Origin of the sequence: Streptomyces coffeae (assembly GCF_016741875.1) — a bacterium.
GTDB lineage: Bacteria > Actinomycetota > Actinomycetes > Streptomycetales > Streptomycetaceae > Streptomyces > Streptomyces coffeae.
The window spans coordinates 19061-40246 of record NZ_JAERRF010000047.1; the positions used below are offsets into that span (position 1 = coordinate 19061).

At 72.2% G+C, this 21186-nt stretch carries 1 protein-coding gene; it reads right to left on the reverse strand.

All coding sequences use genetic code 11. The annotated features are described in order from the left end of the window. Window positions 1-20: 20 nt before the first annotated feature. Window positions 21-21186: type I polyketide synthase (locus JK363_RS38960; RefSeq protein ID WP_443726316.1), on the reverse strand; the 21166-nt coding region annotated here is incomplete at its 5' end.

Genomic DNA, 21186 nt, shown 5'->3' on the forward strand with positions numbered 1-21186 from the left:
TCGGGGGGCGCGGCGCTCGGCTACTCGTCATCGGACTGGCGCCGCAGTGCGGCCTGCACCAGGTCGTCCAGGGCCATCGTGTCGATGGACTCCTCCGGCTCGTCCTCCGGCGCCGCCGCTTCGGGGTTCCGCCCGGCCAACTGGAGCAACGGCTCCAGCAGACCGATCTCCCGCAGCCTGCCGACCGGGACGGAGGCGAGCAGGGCCCGGATCTCCGCTTCCTCGGCGCTCTCGGCGCACCCGTCGGCTGTAGCGGTGGTGCCGTCGGCGCCGTCGGGCACCAGTCGGCCGGTGATGTGCTCGGCCAGCGCCAGGGGCGTCGGCCAGTCGAACACCAGGGTCGCGGCCAGGCTCAGTCCCGTTGCGGCAACCAGCTGGTTGCGCAGTTCCACGGCGCCCAGAGAATCCACCCCGAGGTCCCGGAACAGCCGCTCGGCGCCGACCGCGTCCGCGTCCCGGTATCCGAGCACCCCCGCGCAGCGCGTACGGACCAGGTCGAGCACAGCCTCCAGGCGGCGGCCCGGGGGGAGCTTCCGCAGCCGGTCCCGCAGTGCGCCGTCGGCATCGGCCCGCTCGCTCCCGGCGGGCACCGGCCGCTGCGCCCCGGGCAGTTCCCGGAGCAGCGCGCCGGGCCGGGCGGCGCCGTAGGACCGCGTGAAACGTTCCGGGTCGATCTGGGCGACCAGGGCGGTGGGTTCCGGCTCCATGACCAGTCGGCGCAGTGCCTCGCAGGCCCGCGCCGGGTCCATGGCGGCGACCCCGGCCCGGCGGGCGGCCTCGTCGGCCGCCGCCGCCCCGGCCAGACCGCCGCCGCCCCAGGCGCCCCAGGCGATCGAGGTCGCGGGCAGGCCCTGGGACCGCCGCTGTTCGGCCAGGGCGTCCAGGACGGCGTTGGCCGCGGCGTAGTTCGCCTGGCCGGGGTTGCCGACGATCGCGGACGCCGAGGAGAACAGCGCGAACACCGACAGGTCCGCCTCGCGGGTCAACTCGTCCAGCAGGAGCGCGGAGGTGACCTTGGCCCGGAACACCGTCGTGAACCGCTCGGGAGTGAGCCGGTCGAGCACCCCGTCGTCCAGGACGCCGGCCGCGTGGACCACGCCCGTGAGCGGAAGGTCGGCCGGGATCCCGGCGAGCAACTCGGTCAGTGCGGTGCGGTCGGCGACATCGCAGGCCGCGATGGTGACGCGGGAGCCGAGGGCGAGGAGTTCCTCCCTCAGCGCGGCCATCCCCGGTGCCTGCTCGCCGCGGCGGCCGGCCAGCAGCAGATGGGCCGCGCCCGCGTGGGCGAGGCGGCGGGCGACATGCGCGCCGAGCGCGCCGGTGCCACCGGTGATCAGGACGGTGCCCGTCGGCTCCCAGGCCCGTACGGGCCGCTCGGCCCGGCCGGGCCCGCCGGGGCGCTGGGCGGGTGCGGGGACCAGCCTGCGGCCGAAGACGGCTCCGGTGCGGACCGCGACCTGGTCCTCGCCGTCCCAGCCGGCCAGTACGGCGGCAAGTCCGGCCGCCACCCGCTCGTCGAGGTCGCGCGGGAGGTCGACCACCCCGCCCCAGCGCTCCGGGTACTCCAGCGCCGCGACCCGGCCCAGGCCCCATACGGCGGCCTGCACCGGTCCGGTGACCGCTTCCGATCGGCCGACCGGCACCGCACCACGGGTGACGCACCACAGCGGTGCGGTGATGCCCGCCTCGCCCAGTGCCTGGATGAGCACCGCGGTTCCGGCCATCCCGGCGGGCGCCCCCGTCTCGGCGCCGGTTTCGTCCAGGGCGAGCAGCGAGAGGACCCCGGTGACGTCACCGGCGCGGTCCCGGAGTTGCGCCGCCAGCTTCCGGCGGTCGTACTGGTCGGATCCGCTGACGGGCAGGGGGACCACGTCGGTGCCCAGTGCGTCCAGCACCGCCGCGGCCCAAGGGTCGTCGGCCTGGTCGGAGGGAACAACGGCGAGCCAGGTCCCCGTCGGGCCGCCGGAGGGGGCGCCGGACAGCGGCTTCCAGACGATCCGGTGGCGCCAGCCGTCCACGGTGGCCTCCTCCTCGCGCTGCCTGCGCCAGTCCAGCAGCGCGGGCAGCACCTGGGAGAGTGCGTCGCCCTCGACGTTCAGGGTCGCTTGGAGCGAGGCGAAGTCCTCCCCCTCGACGGCGTCCCAGAAGGTCCGGTCGGTGCCGTCGTCCTCGGGGGTACGGCCTGTGGTGGGCGTGGTGTCGGGCCAGAACCGTTCGTGCTGGAAGGCGTAGGTGGGCAGGTCGACCCGGCGGGCACCACCGGCGAAGTAGGCCCTCCAGTCGACCGGCACGCCGCACAGCCGCAGCCGCGCGAGTGCCGCCGCGACGGACGCCTGCTCGGGACGTTCCCGGTGCAGTGTCGGCACCGCCGCCACCTCGTCCGGCAGCGCGGCGCGGGCCATGCCCAGCAGTACGGTGTCCGGGCCCAGTTCCAGCACGGCTGCGATGTCGCGCTGCGCCAGGGTCCGTACCCCGTCGCCGAAGCGCACGGTCTCCCGCGCGTGCCGCACCCAGTACTCCGGCGTGCACAGTTCCTCGCCGGTGGCGAGCGCGCCGGTCAGGTTCGACACCACCGGACGGTCCGGAGCCTGGAACCGCACCTCGGACAGCACGGCCCGGAAGTCGTCCAGCATCGGCTCCATCAACGGCGAGTGGAAGGCGTGCGACACCCGCAGGCGACTCGTCCTACGGCCTTCGCCGGCGAGCCGGGCCGCGACCCGGAGCACGGCGTCCTCCTCGCCCGACAGCACCAGCGACGCGGGGCCGTTGACCGCCGCCACCGACACCCGGTCGGTCAGCAGCGGGGCCACCTCGTCCTCGTCGGCCTGTACGGCGATCATGGCGCCGTCGGGCGGCAGTTCGTCCATGAGCCGGGCGCGGGCGGTGACCAGCCGGCAGGCGTCGGGCAGCGAGAGGACTCCCACCGCGTGGGCGGCTGCGATCTCGCCGATCGAGTGCCCGGCCACGACGTCAGGCGTCACCCCCCACGACTCCAGGAGCCGGAACAGTGCCACCTCGACGGCGAACAGCGCGGGCTGGGTGAAGCGGGTGCGGTCCAGCTCCTGCGGCTCCGTGCCCCACATCACCGCACGCAGCGCGGGATCGAGCTGCGCCAGTACGGTGTCCAGGGCGTCGGCGAAAGCCGGGTATCGCTCGTACAACTCTCGTCCCATGCCCAGCCGTTGGCTGCCCTGTCCGGAGAACAGGAACGCCAGCTTGCCGGGCCGGGGGGCGTCCGCGCCCAGCAGGCGCGGGTGGTGTGCGCCCTCGGCCAGCGCGGTCGCCGTCTCCCGCAACTCGTCCCGGCCGGTCACCAGCAGGGCCGCGCGGTGCTCGAACAGCGAGCGGGAGGTGGCCAGCGAGTAGGCCAGATCGGTGAGGCCGAGGGTGGGGCAGGCGTCGGCGTGCGCGAGCAGCCGGCTCGCCTGGGACCGCAGCGCGTCCGGTGTCCTGGCGGACAGCAGGACCGGCACCGTCCGGTCGTCGGCCGGGACAGCCGTTGCGATGTCCCCTGCCGGAACGGCGTCGTACGCGACCGGCGGAACCTGCTCCAGGATCACATGCGCGTTCGTGCCGCTGGCTCCGAAGGAGGAGACACCCGCACGACGTGGGCGTCCGGAGTCCGGCCACTCGGCCGCCTCGGTCAGCAACTGGACCGCACCGGCGCTCCAGTCCACTCGGGACGACGGAGTGTCGGCGTGCAGAGTCGGCGGGATGACACCGTGGCGCAGCGCCATCACCATCTTGATCACACCGGCCGCACCCGAGGCCGCCTGGGTGTGCCCGATGTTGGACTTCACCGAGCCCAGCAGCAGCGGGCGCTCCCGCTCCTGCCCATAGGTCGCCAGCAGCGCCTGCGCCTCGATCGGGTCACCCAGCGAGGTGCCCGTGCCGTGTGCCTCCACGGCGTCGACATCGGCGGGTGAGAGCCGGGCCGCGGCCAGTGCCCGCTGGATCACCCGCTGCTGGGACGGGCCGTTGGGCGCGGTGAGACCGTTGGACGCGCCGTCCTGGTTGATCGCCGAGCCCCGGAGGACGGCGAGTACGGGGTGTCCGTTGCGGCGCGCGTCCGAGAGCCGTTCGACCACCAGCATGCCCACGCCCTCGGCCCAGCCGGTGCCGTCCGCCGCGTCGGAGAACGCCTTGCACCGGCCGTCCGGCGAAAGCGCGCCCTGGGCGCTGAACTCCACGAAGCCGACCGGGGTCGACATCACCGTCACGCCGCCGGTCAGCGCGACCGAGCACTCCCCGGACCGCAGCGCCTGCGCGGCCAGATGCAGGGCGACCAGCGAGGACGAGCAGGCGGTGTCCACGGAGACGGTGGGACCCTGGAGTCCGAAGGTGTAGGCCAGCCTGCCGGAGAGGAGACTCGCAGACTGCGCGGTCTCCCAGCGGCCGAGGTCATCGGGCAGGCGGTAGTCGCCGCTGCCGCCGCCCACGAACGCTCCGGCGTCGGTCCCGCGCAGTACGGCCGGGTCGATCCCGGCCCGCTCCAGGGCCTCCCAGGCGGATTCGAGGACGAGCCGCTGCTGCGGGTCCATCACCAGCGCCTCGTGCGGGGAGATCCCGAAGAAGCCGGGGTCGAAGTCGGCCGCGTCGTACAGGAAGCCTCCGCTGCGGGTGACGCTGCCTCCCCTGCCGCCGTTCAGCAGGGCGTCAAAGTCCCAGCCACGGTCCACGGGCATCTCACCGATGGCGTCGGTGCCGGCCATGACCAGATCCCAGAGGTCTTCCGGCGACCGCACCCCGCCGGGGAAGCGGCAGCTCATCCCGACGATCGCGAGGGGTTCGTCGGTCGCGTGGCCGACCGGCTCCGCCGGGCCCGCCGGAGCCGGGCGTACGCCGAGTGCCGCGGCCACCAGGTGGTCGGCCAGTTCGAGCGGGGTGGGGAAGTCGAACACCGCTGTTGCGGGCAGACTCAGCCCGGTCGCCCTGGTGAGCTGGTCACGCAGGTCGACCGCGGCCAGCGAGTCGAATCCGAGGTCCCGGAACGGCCGGTCGGCGTCGACGGCATCGGTGTCGGTGTGGCCGAGGACCAGCGCGCTCTTCTCCCGTACGAGGGCCAGCAGTTCACCGTGCCGCTCGCTCTCGGGCAGGGCCAGCAGCCGCTCCCGGATGCCGACCGCGGCGCTCTCGGCGGTCTCGCGGTCCCGGGTCGCGGTGGCGAGGGCCGTCCGGGCCTCGGGCAGTTCGGCCAGCAGCGCGCGGTCGCGGGAGGCGGTGAAGGCGGGCGCGAAGGTGTCCCAGTCGACGTCCGCCACGGTCAGCGATGCTTCGCCGCCGGCGACCGCACGGCCGAGCGCGGTGAGCGCCGCCCGCGGGTCCAGCACGGGAAGTCCGCTCATGCGCAGATGTGCGGCCAGCGAAGCGCCGGTCACATCCGCCCACGCTCCCCAGGCCAGGGCCAGCGCCGCCAGGCCGCGGTCGCGGCGGCGCTCGGCCAGGGCCTCCAGCACGGCACCCGCGGCCGCCTCGGTGCCCCGGCCGCGTACGCCCCACACCCCGGCAATGGAGCTGAACAGCACGAACGCGTCCAGCGGTCGGTCGGCGAGCAGGACATCGAGGTTCCGCACCCCGGCGATCGCCTCGGACAGGGTGTCGCCGCGGGGTTCCTCGGCGTGCACCACCGCGGTCAGCGTGTCCGCCGGAATCGCGTCCAGTAGCGCGGCCAGCGCGTCGCGGTCGGCGGTGTCGCACTCCAGCACCGTCGCGGCGGCCCCCAACTCGTCCTCGAGACCGGCCGCATCCGAGGTGTCGTGCCCGATGACGACGAGGCTCTCGGCGCCCTCCCGCACCAGCCAGCGGGCCACCCGGGCGCCCATCGGCCCGGTGCCGACCACGAGTACGGTGCCGGCCGGGGTCCAGCTCTCCGCGGAGGGCACCGCGCGGACGAGCCGCCGCGCGACCACCCCGGAGGGACGGACCGCCAGTTCGTCCTCGGATGCCGCGGGCGGTGCCGGAGAACCGTCGGGGACGGAGTGCGGTCGGAGGGCCGGGGCGGGCAATGGGCCATGCCCGGCACAGGCGTTCCGGAGCAGTGCGGCGAAGCGGGCGTCCGGCTCCTCGGCCAGATCGATGAGCCCGCCCCAGCGCTCGGGCCACTCCAGCGCGGCCACCCGGCCGGTTCCCCAGACCGCCGCCTGCTCCGGGTTCTCGATCCGGTCGTCCTCCGCGGCCTTCACCGCGCCCCGGGTGACGCACCACAGCGGTGCGGTGACTCCGGCCTCCCCCAGCTCTTCCAGCAGCTCCAACGCACCGGCGGACGCGGTCGGAAGCGCCACCACTCCGGAGAAGTCCGCAGCCTCGCCGCCCCCTTCGAGCGGTTCGCGGAGCGCGTGTCCGTCCCCGGTCATCTCGGTGCACACGACGTGGCCGCCCAGTGCTCGGCGGGTGGCGGACAGCCACGGGTCCGACGGCGCGGCGAGCACCAGCCAACGGCCCTGCGCCGCCGCCGAGTCCCTAACGGACGCGGAGTCCGACCCATCCGCATGGCCCGGCACAGCCACCGGCACCCAGGTCGTCCGGTACTGCCAGTCGTCCGAGGCGGACTGTTCCCGGCGACGCCGCCGCCACGATGAGAGCGCGGTCAGCGCCGACAGCGCGGGCGTCATGGCCGACGCGGGGTCGCCGTCGAGGCCGAGCGTGCCGGCCAGCGACTCCCAGTCCTCCTGCTCCACCGCCGTCCAGAACTCCGCCTCGACGGGGTCGGCCGGTGTCACCGGCGCCGGCTCGGGCCAGTACCGCTCACGCTGGAAGGCATACGTGGGCAGGGCGACCGGCCGCGCCCCCGTTCCGGCGAAGTACGCGCGCCAGTCGATGCCAACACCGCCCACATGGAGCCGCGACAGGGCGGTCACCAGCGCCGTGTCCTCGTCGTGGTCGCGGCGCAGCACCGGCACCACCAGGGGGCCGTCGAGCAGCTGCCGTGCCGCGGCCGACAGCACCCCGTCGGGACCGAGTTCGACATACACGCCGACGCCCTCGTCGTTCAGCGCGCGGACACCGTCGGCGAACCGGACCGTCTCCCGCACATGCCGGACCCAGTACTCCGGCGAGCACAGCTCCTCAGCGGTGGCCGGGGCACCGGTCAGGTTCGACACCACGGTGACCCGCGGCTCATGGAACTCCAGCTGCTCCACCACCTGGCGGAACGCGGTGAGCATCGGGTCCATCAGCGGCGAGTGGAAGGCGTGCGACACGGACAGGCGGGTGGTCCTCCTGCCCTGCTCGGTGAAGTGCGCGGCGATCGCGAGGACACGGTCCGCGTCCCCGGACACCACCACGGAGTCGGGGCCGTTGACCGCCGCGACCGACACGGGGCCGTTCATCAGCGACAGCACCTCATCCTCGGTGGCCTGCACCGCCACCATGGCCCCGCCCTCCGGCAGCGCGTCCATCAGACGGGCCCGTGCCGCCACCAGACGGCAGGCGTCCTTCAGTGACAGCACACCGGCGGCGTGTGCGGCGGCGACCTCGCCGATGGAGTGCCCGGCGAGACAGTCGGCGGTGACGCCCCAGGACTCCATCAGCCGGAACAGGGCCACCTCGACCGCGAACAGCGCGGGCTGCGTACAGCCCGTCCGGTTCAGCTCCTCGGTGTCCTCGCCCCACATCACCTCGCGCAGCGGGCGGTCCAGCTCGGTGTCCAGGTGTGCCAGTACGGCGTCCAGCGCGTCGGCGAACGCCGGGTACCGCTCGTACAACTCCCGCCCCATGCCCAGCCGTTGGCTGCCCTGTCCGGAGAAGAGGAAGGCGACCGGCCGGCGCGTACCCCGGACCACACCTCGTTCGATCTCCGTCACGGAGTCGTCGGTGGCCAGCAGCACGGCGCGGTGGGCGAACGCGGAGCGGGCCGTGGCCAGTGAGCAGGCCACGTCCAGGGCGGGCAGTCCGGGGTGCTGCCGGGTGAAGGAGGTGAGCCGGTCGAGCTGGGCCTGGAGCGCCTCCGGGGTCCTGCCCGAGACGACCCACGGCACCACGGCCGGTACGGTCCGGCCGGCTTCCACCGGCTCCGGCGGTGCTGCCGGGGCCTGCTCCACGATGACGTGGGCGTTGGTGCCGCTCACACCGAACGCCGACACTCCCGCGCGTCGTGGCCGGCCGATCTCCGGCCAGTCCGCGGGCTCGGTGAGCAGCGACAGACCACTGGAGTCCCACGCCAGGTGCGGGGTCGGGGGGTCGGCGTGCAGCGTCCGGGGCAGGACACCCTGCCGCATCGACAGCACCATCTTGATCACACCCGCGATTCCCGCCGCGGCCTGGGTGTGTCCGAGGTTGGACTTGACGGTGCCCAGGAGCAGCGGGCGTTCCCGATCCTGGCCATAGGTGGCCATCAGGGCCTCGGCCTCGATCGGGTCGCCCAGCACCGTGCCGGTGCCGTGCGCGTCGAGGGCGTCGATATCGGTGTGGGCGAGCCCCGCGTCGGCGAGCGCCTGCCGGATCACCCGCTGCTGGGAGGGGCCGTTGGGGGCGGTCAGGCCGTTGGAGGCGCCGTCCTGGTTGACGGCGGTTCCGCGGACGATGCCGTGCACCTCATGCCCGTTGCGCACGGCGTCGGAGAGCCGTTCCAGGACGAGGATGCCGACGCCCTCCGACCAGGAGGTGCCGTCCGCGTCCCGGGAGAACGCCTTGCACCGGCCGTCCGGGGCCAGCCCGCCCTGGGCACTGAACTCCACAAACGCATCCGGGCTGGACATCACCGACACACCACCGGCGAGCGCCAGCGAGCACTCGCCGTCCCGCAGCGCCCGCGTGGCCCAGTGGAGGGCCACCAGCGAGGCCGAGCAGGCGGTGTCGACGGTGACTGCCGGGCCCTCCAGCCCGAGCACATACGACACCCGGCCGGACAGCACACTCGCGGTGTTGCCGGTGGCCGCGTAACCCTGCACGTCCTGGGAACCGCGGCGCAGCAAGGTGGTGTAGTCCTGGCCATTGGTGCCGACGAAGACGCCCGTCCGGCTGCCGCGCAGCGCGGCGGGGGCGATGCCGGACCGTTCCAGCGCCTCCCATGAGGTCTCCAGCAGCAGCCGCTGCTGGGGGTCCATCGCCAGCGCCTCGCGCGGCGAGATCCCGAAGAAGCCGGCGTCGAAGTCCGCCACCCCGCTGAGGAATCCGCCCTCGCGGGTGGTGGACGCCCCGGCCGCCAGGGCGTCCAGGTCCCACGTCCGGTCGGTCGGGAACGCCGAGATGGCGTCGCGGCCCTCCGCGAGGAGCTGCCAGAACTCCTCCGGGGAGGACACTCCACCGGGGAAGCGGCAGCCGATGCCGACGATCGCGATGGGGTCGTCGGCGAGGTGCCGGTGGTCGGGTTCCACGGGCCCGGTGGGCACGGTGGCGGGTGCGCCCGACTCGGGCAGTCGCCCGAGCAGCTCGGTGAGCAGGAAGTCCGCCAGCTCCTCGGGCGTGGGGTAGTCGTACAGCAACGAGGCGGGCAGGGTCAGCCCGGTTGCCGTGGCGAGGCCGTTGCGCAGTTCCAGCGTGGTCAGCGAGTCGAAGCCCAGGTCCCGGAAGGTCCAGTCGGGTGCGACACCCGTGACGTCGGTGTGGCCGAGCACCCCGGCCACCTGGGCGCGCAGCAGCTCCAGCAGGAACCGGCCGCGTTCGGCACCCGGCATGTCCGCCAGCCGCTGCCGTAGCTCCGGCTCGCCGCGCAGCGCCGGGGCGTCGGCTGGAATCGTCTCGCGCACCTCGGGCAGGTCGCCCACGAAGGCAGTGGAGCGGGCCGAGGTGCGGGTGGAGACGAACCGCCGCCAGTCGATGTCGGCGACCGTGAGCGCGGTGTCGTCGTGCTCGACGGCCGCCCGCAGCGCGGCGAGGGCCAAGTCGGGTGTGAGGGGCGCGAATCCGCCGCGTCGCACCCGCCGCTCGATCTCGCCGTCGTCGCCGCCGACCATGCCGGATCCGGCCCACGGACCCCACGCGAGGGAGGCGGCGCGGTGACCGCGTGCCCGGCGGTGCTCCGCGAGGGCGTCCAGGTAGGCGTTGGCCGCGGCGTAGTTGCCCTGTCCGGCCGCGCCGATGACCCCCGCGGTGGAGGAGAACAGCACGAACGCCGACAGGTCCATGCCCGCGGTCAGTTCGTCGAGGTTCCGTGCGGATACCGCCTTGGCACGGAAGACCGCCGTGAAGTCGTCCGGTGTCAGGTCGTCCACGACGCGGTCCTCGATCACGCCCGCGGTGTGGATCACGGCGGTGAGCGGACATGCGTCGGGGATGCCCGCGAGGACGGCCGCCAGCGCGTCCCGGTCGGCGGCGTCGCAGGCCGCGAGGGTGACCCGGACGCCATGTCCGGTGAGTTCCCGGCGCAGCTCCTCGGCTCCGGGCGCGTCCTCGCCACGCCGGCTGACCAGCAGCAGATGCTCCGCGCCCGCGCGGGCGAGCCAGCGCGCGATGTGCCCGCCGAGACCGCCGGTGCCACCGGTGACCAGCACGGTGCCGCTCGGGGTGAACGCGGGCCCCGTCCGGTCGGTCGTCACCGGGTTGTGGGCGAGCCTGCGGACGAACACGCCGGAGGCTCGTACGGCCACCTGGTCCTCGCCGTTCGCCCCGGTGCCCGCCAGGACGGCGCGGAGCCGGCGTGCCGAGGACGGGTCGATCCGCTCGGGCAGGTCGATCAACCCGCCCCAGCGCGTGGGGTGTTCGAGCGCGACAACCCGCCCGAGGCCCCACACCGCGGCCTGCTCCGGGTGGCGCACCGGCTCCGACCGGCCGATGGACACCGCGCCACGGGTGAGGCACCACAGCGGTGCGTCGATCCCGGCGTCGCCGAGCGCTTGGAACACAGTGGCCGTCAGAGCCGAGGCCGCGCCGGTCTCGATCTCGTCGGCTCCGTGGGGTTCGTCGACTCCGTGGGGTTCGTCGCCGCGGAGGGCGAGCAGGGAGAGCACCCCGGCGAACGCGTGGTCCCGCTCACCCCGCAGGCGTTCCGCGAGCGATGCGCGGTCGGCTGCCCCGACGCCCAGACGCACGGTCGGGACACCGAGGCCGTCGGCCAGCTCCGCAACCCACGCGTCGTTCTCCGCTCCGGCCGGGGTGAGGAGGAGCCATCGGCCGGACAGCGCCGAGTGCGTCGGCGCAGGGGCCGCGGGCTTCCAGGTCACCTGGTAGCGCAGCGCGTCCACGGCGGACCGGTCGCGACGGCGGCGGCGCCACGAGGACAGTGCGGGCGCCAACGCGCTCACCGCCTCGGCGTCGAGATCGAGCGTGGCGGCCAGCGAGTCGATGTCCTCGCGTTCCACCGCGGACCAGAACCCGGCTTCCGCCCCGTCCCCGTCGGCGGATGCGCGAAGCGTGGGCTCCGGCCAGTACCGCTGCCGCTGGAAGGCGTAGGTGGGCAGTTCGATACGGTGCGCGCCCATCCCGGCGAAGAAACCGGTCCAGTCCACCGTCACGCCCCGCACATGCACGCCCGCGAGCGCGGCGGTGACCGTGGGCACCTCCGCCCGGTCGCGGCGCAGCATCGGGATCGCCGCGGCCCGCGCGTCGTCCTCCAGGCACTCCCGGACCATGGCGCTGAGTGCACCGTCGGGGCCGAGCTCCAGGAAGGTGCGGACGCCTCGTTCGGCCAGTGTGGCCACCGCGTCGGCGAAGCGAACGGTGCGCCGAACGTGCCGCACCCAGTAGTCCGGGGAGCACAGCTCCTCGTCGCTGACCGGCTCACCGGTCACGGTGGAGACCACCGGCAGTTCCGGCCGGTGGTAGGTCAGGCCCGCGGCGACCTGGGCGAAGTCGCTCAGCATGGTGTCCATCCGCGGCGAGTGGAAGGCGTGGCTCACCCGGAGGCTCTTGATCCGTCGGCCGCGCTCCGCGAGAACCGCCGCGATCCGCTCAACGGCGTCCGCGTCCCCGGCGATCACCAGCGAGGCCGGGCCGTTGACGGCCGCGATGGACACCTGGTCGGTCAGCAGCGGCACGACCTCGTCCTCGGCGGCCTGGACCGCCGTCATCGCACCTCCCTCGGGGAGCTGCGCCATCAGCCGCCCGCGCGCCGCGACCAGCCGACAGGCGTCCTCCAGCGCGAGCACGCCCCCGACATGCGCGGCAGCGATTTCGCCGACGGAATGCCCAGTGAGGACGTCGGGTTCCACGCCCCACGACTCAAGCAGCCGGAACAGCGCCACCTCGACCGCGAACAGCGCGGGCTGGGTGTACTCGGTCCGGTCGAGCAGCGCGGCCTCGCGCGTACTCTCCTCGGCGAACATCACCTCGCGCAGCGGACGGTCCAACGCGGTGTCGAGATGCGCCAGCACGGCATCGAGCGCGTCGGCGAACACGGGGTAGCGCCCGTACAGCTCCCGGCCCATGCCCGGACGCTGTCCGCCCTGCCCGGAGAAGAGGAACGCGAGCCGCCCCCCGCCCGTACCCGAGGTGCCCGTACCGGCGATGCCGCCGCGCACCACCTTCGCGTCACTTGCGCCGTCGCGGACCGCCTCCAGTCCGCGCAGCAGTTCGCCGTGGTCGTGGGCGATGACGGCCGCGCGGCGTTCGAAGCCCGAGCGGGTCAGGGCCTGCGAATAGGCCAGGTCGGTGAGGTGCGCGGACCCGTCGGCCAGCAGTGACAGCAGCCGATCGGCCTGCGCCCGTAGCGCGTCGTCGCTGCGGCCGGACAGCACCACGGGCACGATCTCGGCGTCACGCTCGGCAGCGGGTTCCGCCGACGCCTCGACCATGGGCGCCTGTTCGAGAACGGTGTGCACGTTGGTTCCGCTGATACCGAACGACGACACCCCCGCTCGGTGCGGACGAGCCACCTCCGGCCACGGCGTGGGCTCGGTCAGCAGCCGCACCGCGCCCGCGGACCAGTCCACGTGGGAGGACGGGGTGTCGGCGTGCAGAGTCGGCGGGAGGACGCCGTGGCGCAGCGCCATCACCATCTTGATCACGCTTGCCACACCCGAGGCGGCCTGGGTGTGCCCGATGTTGGATTTCACCGAGCCCAGCAGCAGGGGGAGTTCCCGGTCCTGGCCGTAGGTCGCCAGCAGTGCCTGCGCCTCGATCGGGTCGCCGAGCGCGGTCCCGGTGCCGTGGCCCTCGACCGCGTCGATGTCCGAAGCGGCCAGGCTCGCATTGGCCAGGGCCTGCCGGATCACGCGCTGCTGGGACGGACCGTTCGGTGCGGTCAGGCCGTTGGACGCGCCGTCCTGGTTGACGGCGCTGCCGCGTATCACCGCGAGGATCGGATGCCCGTTGCGCCGGGCGTCCGACAGCCGCTCCACCAGCACCATGCCGACGCCCTCGGCGAGCGCCATGCCGTCGGCGGAATCCCCGTACGCCTTGCACCGGCCGTCGGGAGCCAGCGCCCGCTGGCTGCTGAAGCCGATGAAGGTGTTCGCCGTGGACATCACGCTCACACCACCGGCGAGGGCGAGCGTGCTCTCGCCGTTGCGCACCGACTGGCAGGCCAGATGCAGCGCCATCAGAGAGGAGGAGCAGGCGGTGTCGACGGTGACGGCAGGGCCCTCCAGCCCCAGCAGATAGGCCACCCGGCCGGACAGCACACTGGACAGCGATCCGGTGACCGCGTGTCCGCCTGTGCCATCACCGTCCGGCCCGCTCGGCTGGTAGTCCTGGTAGCTCGCCCCGATGAACACCCCGGTCGGGCTGGAACGCACGGTGTCGGGAATGATTCCGGCGCGTTCGAACGCCTCCCACGCCGTCTCCAGCAGCAACCGCTGCTGCGGGTCCATCACCAGCGCCTCGCGCGGCGAGATACCGAAGAAGGCGGGATCGAAGTCGGGGGCGCTGTGCAGGAATCCGCCCTGTACGGCGTAGGTCCGGCCCGGGGTGTCCGGATCCGGGTCGTACAGCGCGTCGGTGGGCCAGCCGCGGTCGGCCGGGAAGCCGGAGATCGCGTCCACGCCCCCCATGACGAGTTCCCAGAGCTCTTCCGGCGAATTCACCTCACCCGGGTAGCGACAGCTCATGCCGACGATGGCGATCGGCTCGTCAGTGGCGGCGGTGGTCACGGCCACGTAGGTCCCCGCGGTCAGCGGCTGATCACCGGTGATCTCAGCGCGGAGGAACTCGGCCAGGGCCATCGGCGTCGGATGGTCGAACACCAGGGTGGCGGGAAGCCTGCGCCCGGTGAGCTCGACGAGGCGATTGCGCAGATCCACGGCGGTGAGCGAGTCGAAACCGAGCTCGCGGAACGCCCGCCGCTCGCCCACTGTCTCCACCGAGCTGTGTCCGAGCACGGCCGCGGCCTGGCCACGGACGGCCTCCAGCAGCATCCGGACCTGCTCGACCGGCGGCACAGCGGCCAGTCCGGCCGCGAACTCGCCCTCGCCCGCCCGGCCGACCTGTTGCTCCGCGGCTTCGATCAGCCGGCGCACCTCGGGCACCTCGTCGAACAGCCGCGTCGAACGGACCGAGCTGAACACCGGGTAGTAGCGCTCCCAGTCCACGTTGGCGATGGCGAGCACGGTCGCGTCGGCGTCCATGGCGCGGCGCATCCCGGTCAGCGCGATGTTCGCGTCCATGAACTCCAGCCCGGTGCGCCGGACTTCGTCCGGGGCCACTCGGCCGCTGCCGAGCTCATTGGCCCAGATACCCCAGTGCACGGATGTCGCGGTCAGTCCACGGGCGCGTCGGTTCTCGGCCAGTGCGCTGAGATACGCGTTGCCCGCCACGTAAGCGGCGTGCCGGCCACTTCCCCACATCCCGGCGACGGAGGAGAACAGCACGAAGGAATCGAGCTCGGTCTCCGCCAGCAGCTCGTCGAGGTTCCGCGCGCCGACGACCTTGGCGTGCAGGACCCTGGCGAACGCCGCCATATCCGTCTCCGCCAGCGAATGCAGTTCGATGGTGGCGGCGGCGTGGATGACGGTACGCAGGGAATGGCCTTCGGCCGCCAGCCGGTCCAGCAGCGCGGCAAGCGCGGCCCGGTCGGTGATGTCACAGGCGGCGACGGTGACATCAGTGTCCTGCTGGGCCAGCTCGTCGACCAGTTCGGCGGCGTCGGGAGCGTCCATGCCCCGGCGGCTGACCAGCACGATCCGCTTGGCGCCCTGGTTCGCCAGCCAGCGCGCGACGTGCGGGCCCAGCGTGCCGGTGCCACCGGTGACCAGGGCTGTGCCGCGCGGTTCCCAACTCCGGCGTGGCTCACGGTCAACGGCGCGGACGATGCGCCGGACCAGCACGCCGGAGGTGCGGATGGCGAGTTGGTCCTCTTCCTGTGTGGTGCCCTCCTGTGTGGTCCCCTCCTGTGTGCTCCCGGCCAGCACAGCAGCCAGCCGCTGACCGGCCCGCTCGTCGAGGTTTTCGGGCAGGTCCACCACACCGCCCCACAACCGCGGGTGTTCCAGTGCGGTGGTCCAGCCGATGCCCAGCGTCTGGGCCTGGACGGGGCGGGTGACCTGGTCGGATCGTCCGGTGGAGACCGCGCCCCGGGTCAGGCACCACAGCGGTGCCTCGGTTCCGCTGTCCTCAAGGGCCTGTACGAGAGCAACGGTCAGCGCCGTTCCGAGGACAAGGCCGGGGTACTCCGGACACGGTTCCTCGGCGGCGGCCAGCAGCGACACGATACCGGCGATGGGTTCAGGCTCGGGGGTGGTGACATGGTCAGGGTGGTTGGCGTGGTCGGCGGTGGTGTGTGCCTCGGTGTGATGGTCGGCGTGTTCCTCGGAGTTCTCGTTGTCCCTCTCGTCCGTCGCTGCCAGTCGGGACGCCAACACCGTACGGTCGACACAGGACGCATCCAGCGTCACCCGTCGTACGCGCGCGCCGTGCGCCTGAAGCGCGGACACCACATCCGCACCGGCATCGACACTTGCGCTGGCACTGGCACTGGCATCCGAAGGCTCCGTGGCTCCGCCGTCCTCGGCGGTGACGACCAGCCATGTACCGGAGAGCGTCGCGGGCGGCAGCGTAGCCGTGGGTGTCCACCTGATCCGGTACTGCCAGTCGTCCACCGTCGTCTGCTCGTGCCTGCGGCGACGCCAAGCGGTCAAACCAGGCAGGATCGCGGCGAGTGCTTCCTCGTCGACGTCCAGACTCTCGGTGAGGGTGGAGACGTCGGCCTCTTCGACGGCCGTCCAGAACTCGGCGTCCACCGGGTCGGTGGCATGCTGCTCCCGCTCGGGCCCGACAGGCGGAACCCAGAACCGTTCGTGCTGGAAGGGATACGTCGGCAGATCAACACGCCGAGCCGACCCAAACGCCACACCCCAATCCACCGCCACACCCCGGACAAACGCCTCCCCCACCGACCTCAACACCCGATCCCAACCACCCTCACCTCGCCGCAACGTCCCCACACACACCGCCGGAACACCCACCTCATCAACCACATCCTGCACACCCACCGACAACACCGGATGCGCACTCACCTCAACAAACGCCCGATACCCCTCCTCCAACAACCTCCCCACCACCGACGCAAACCGCACCTCCTCCCGCAAATTCCGATACCAATACCCCGCATCCAACCCACCACCGTCCAACCACTCCCCCGACACCGACGACAACAACGGAACCCGCCCCACCCGCGGCACAACCGACCCCAACACCCCCAACAACTCCTCACGCACACCCTCCACCTGCACCGAATGCGACGCATAATCCACCGCAATCCGCCGCACCCGCACCCCCTCCTCCACCAACCCCACAACAAAGCCCTCCAACACCCCCGCCTCACCACACACCACCACCGACCGCGGCCCATTCACCGCCGCAACCGACAACCCCTCACCCCAACCCACCAACCGCGACCGCACCTCACCCACCGACAACCCCACCGACACCATCCCCCCACGCCCCGCCAACCGACGACCAATCACCCCACTACGCAACGCCACCACCCGCGCACCATCCTCAACCGACAACGCACCCGACACCACCGCCGCCGCAATCTCCCCCTGCGAATGCCCCACCACCGCATCCGGCACCACCCCAAACGACTCCCACACCGCCGCCAACCCCACCATCACCGCAAACGACACCGGCTGCACCACATCCACCCGCTCCAACGACGCAGCCCCATCAACCCCCCGCACCACATCCTCAACCGACCAATCCACAAACCGACCCAACGCCTCCCCACACTCAGCAAACCGCTCCGCAAACACCGACGACGACTCCAACAACCCCGCACCCATACCCACCCACTGCGCCCCCTGCCCCGGGAACACAAACACCGTCCGCCCCTCCACATCCGCCACACCACGCACCACCGAACCCGACAACCCCCCACCGCCCAATTCCTCCAACCCAGACATCAACTCACCACACCCCGCGCCAACCACCACCCCACGATGCTCAAACACCGACCGCGACGCCACCAACGAATACCCCACATCCACCGCATCAACAGCCGACCCATCCCCCAACCACGACACCAAACCCGCCGCCCGATCCCGCAACGCCCCCACCGACCGACCCGACACCACCCACGGCACCACACCCAGCCCCGACCCAGCCATTCCAGCGGACCCAGCCGTTCCCGCCACCTCGCCCTCACCGGACTCCACCGCCTCCGGAGCCTGCTCGAGGACAACATGCGCATTCGTCCCACTGATACCGAACGACGACACCGCACATCGCCGCGGCTGCCCGGACTCCGGCCATGGCATCGGCCCGTTGACCAGCCGCAGCGCACCCGAGGACCAGTCCACATGGGTCGAGGCCACATCCGCGTGCAGGGTCTGCGGCAGGACACCCTGACGGAGCGCCATCACCATCTTGATCACACTCGCAACGCCCGCCGCGGACTGGGCATGGCCGATGTTCGACTTCACCGAGCCCAGCCACACCGGACGCTCGGGATCCCGGTCACGGCCATAAGTCGCCAGTAGTGCCTGCGCCTCGATCGGGTCACCGAGCGCCGTGCCGGTGCCGTGTGCCTCCACCGCGTCGATCGCAGCGGGAGAGATCCGCGCGCTGGCCAGGGCCTGACGGATCACCCGCTGCTGCGACGGACCGTTGGGCGCGGTCAGCCCATTCGACGCGCCGTCCTGGTTGATCGCGGAACCGCGGATGACGGCGAGCACCGGATGCCCGTTACGCCGCGCGTCAGACAGCCGCTCGACCAGCAGGAGCCCGACGCCCTCGGCCAGGGTCATCCCGTCCGCGCCATCGGCAAACGCCTTGCACCGCCCGTCGGCGGCAAGCGCACGTTGGCGGCTGAAGGCCACAAACGAGTCCGGCGTGGTCATCACCGTGGCGCCACCGGCCAGCGCCAGCGAGCTCTCGCCGTTGCGCAGGCTCTGGCAGGCGAGGTGCAGGGCGACGAGCGACGAGGAGCAGGCCGTGTCGACCGTGACCGCCGGCCCTTCGAGCCCGAGCACGTACGACACGCGGCCGGACAGCACGCTCGGGCTGGACCCGGTGACCATATGACCCTCGGTCCCGTCTCCGGCGCCGCGTCCGTACTCCTGGTAACTGGAGCCGATGAACGCGCCGGTCAGGCTGGAGCGCAAGGTGGACGGGTCGATCCCGGCCCGCTCGATGGCCTCCCACGCCGTCTCCAGCAGCAGCCGCTGCTGCGGATCCATCACCAGCGCCTCGCGCGGCGAGATACCGAAGAAGACCGGGTCGAAGTCTCCCGCATCGTGGAGGAAGCCGCCCTGGGTGGAGTAGGTGGTACCGCTGCGGTCCGGGTCGGGGTCGTAGAGGGCCGTGGTGTCCCAGCCACGATTGACCGGGAACTCCGAGATCGCGTCGCCGCCGGAGGAAATGAGGTCCCAGAACTTCTCAGGTGAGCTGGCGCCGCCCGGGAAGCGGCAGCTCATTCCGATGATCGCGATCGGCTCGTCGTCGGCCGGCACGGGGGCGGCGACCGGACCGGGCGCCGCCGGCGTCTCCTCCAGCAGCTCAGCCCGCAGATGGCCCGCCAGCAGGAGCGGAGTCGGGTAGTCGAAGACCATGGTGCTGGGGAGCGTCAGACCGGTGGCCATACCGAGCCGCTTGCGCAGCTCCACCGCGGTCAGCGAGTCGAAACCATGGTCCTGGAAAGCCCTGTCGGGCTTGATGGCGTCCGGGCCGGGGTGTCCCAGCACCACGGCGGCGTGGGTGCGGACCAGGTCCAGCAGCACCGTCAGCCGTTCGTTCTCCGAGGCGACCGCTTGAATCCGCTCGCGCAGAGCCGATGCCGCTGTCTCGCTCTGACGCCGTGCTTCGCGAGCCGTTTCCGCAGCTTCGCGCGCACCGGGCAATGTGGTGAGCGAGGGGATGTGGCGCAGGGTGAGCAGGGACTCCAGGAGGTGCTTGTTGGCCAGGTCCGCGACCACGGTGGTCGGGTCGGGTTCGGCCACCAGCTCGGACAGGGCTTCCAGCGCGAGGGCAGGCTCCAGCGAATGCTGGGATTCCAGCGTGCGGTGAGATTCGGAGGTGGCCCGAGACTCGGTGGTGCGCGGGGATTCGGCCTGGCGATGGGGTTCAAGTTGGCCCTGGGATTCCGACGCGATGGCGCCGTAAGGTCCCGTGACGCCCGCCGAACCCATGGTGCCTACGGCACCGGTTTCTCCGGCCCCGGAGGACGTCGGCTCCAGCTGTTGGGATCCCGTGGCTCCGACGTGCCGCAGACGCACCCGTGCGGCCATTCCGTCCCCGCTCCACGCTCCCCACGCGATCGACGTCGCCACGAGTCCGCGCGACCGTCGTTGGCGAGCCAGTGCGTCCAGTACGGCGTTGGCGGCCGCATAGTTCGCCTGGCCGGGATTGCCGACGGCGCCTGCCACCGACGAGAAGAGCGCGAACACCGACAGATCCCGGTCGCGGGTCAGCTCGTCCAGCAGCAGCGCCGGGGCGACCTTGGACCGGAAAACCTCTTCGAAGTACTCCGGGGTCAGATTGTCCAGCGCAGCATCGTCCACGACACCTGCCGAGTGCACCACGCCGGTCAGCGGGAAGTCCGTCGGGACCGCAGCCAGTACGCGTTCCAGGTCGTCACGGTCGGCAACGTCACAGGCCGCTATCGTGGCCCGCGCGCCCAGAGTGGTGAGCTCCGCTTCGAGCTCCGCCGCACCCGGCGCCTGCGGTCCGCGGCGGCTGAGCAGCAGCAGATGTCGCGCACCGCGTGCAGCCAGCCAACGAGCGACATGCGCACCCAGCGCTCCGGTACCGCCTGTGATCAGCACAGTCCCCGACAGGTCCCAGCCCGCCTGGTCCTCGGTCGAGGAAGCATCTGGAGCATCAGGGCCTTCGGAGACCACTGCGCCATGAGCCTCTCCGTCAGCCGCGTCGGAGGTCTCAGGTACCTCGCCGACCGCGGACTCGGCCGCGGGCGCCGGAATCAGCCGACGGCCGAACACACCCGAAGCGCGAATCGCGACCTGATCCTCCTCACCCCCACCGGATCCACCCAGCACGCCGATCAACCACCGCGCGACGTGATCGTCCAACTCCTCTGCTTCCTGCGGCAGATCGATCAGACCGCCCCAGCGTTCCGAGCACTCCAGTGCCGCGACCCGGCCCAGTCCCCACACCGCGGCCTGCATCGGATTCGTCACCGGATCAGCGGACCCCGTAGAGACCGCACCTCGAGTCACCGCCCACACCCGAGCGCCGATACCGGCATCCTCCAATGCCTGTACCAGAACTGCCGTGTTGACCGCCCCAGCAGGCACCCGCGCATCGCCGGACCGTTCATCGGCCGCGAGGAGCGACACCACGCCCGCAATCTCCGCGCTGCCCGTCCCCGATGCGACCAGCTGGGCGGTCAGCTGACCCGCCAGGCCCGTACGGTCTGCATCAGCAACCATGATGGGAACCGCGTCCGAGCCAAGCGTGGAGACCACGACCCGTACCCACTCCTGCTCGGCCTCGTGGGCGGGAACCACCACCAGCCATGTCCCAGTCAGCGAAGCGGGCTGCGAGACAGCGTTCAGTGTTCGCCATGTCTCCCGGAACCGCCAGGAATCCACCGTCGACCGTGTCCGGTGCCGACTGCGCCAGGACGACAGCGCGGACACCACTCCATCCAACGCGTCGATGCCGACCCCCAGTCGAGCCGCCAAGGACTCCAGGTCCGCGCCATCAACCGCAGCCCAGAACTCCGCCTCCACAGCGGCCTCCGGCGTGGCAGTCCTTGCCACGGCAGCCTGCGGCGCCTCGGGCCAGTAACGCTGACGCTCGAAGGCATAGGTGGGGAGCTCCACGCGCCGCGCGCCCGAGCCCGTGAAGAGGGCATGCCAGTCCACGGCTTTGCCGCTCACGTGCAGCTGTGCGAGCGCCGTGATGGCCGTCGTCTCT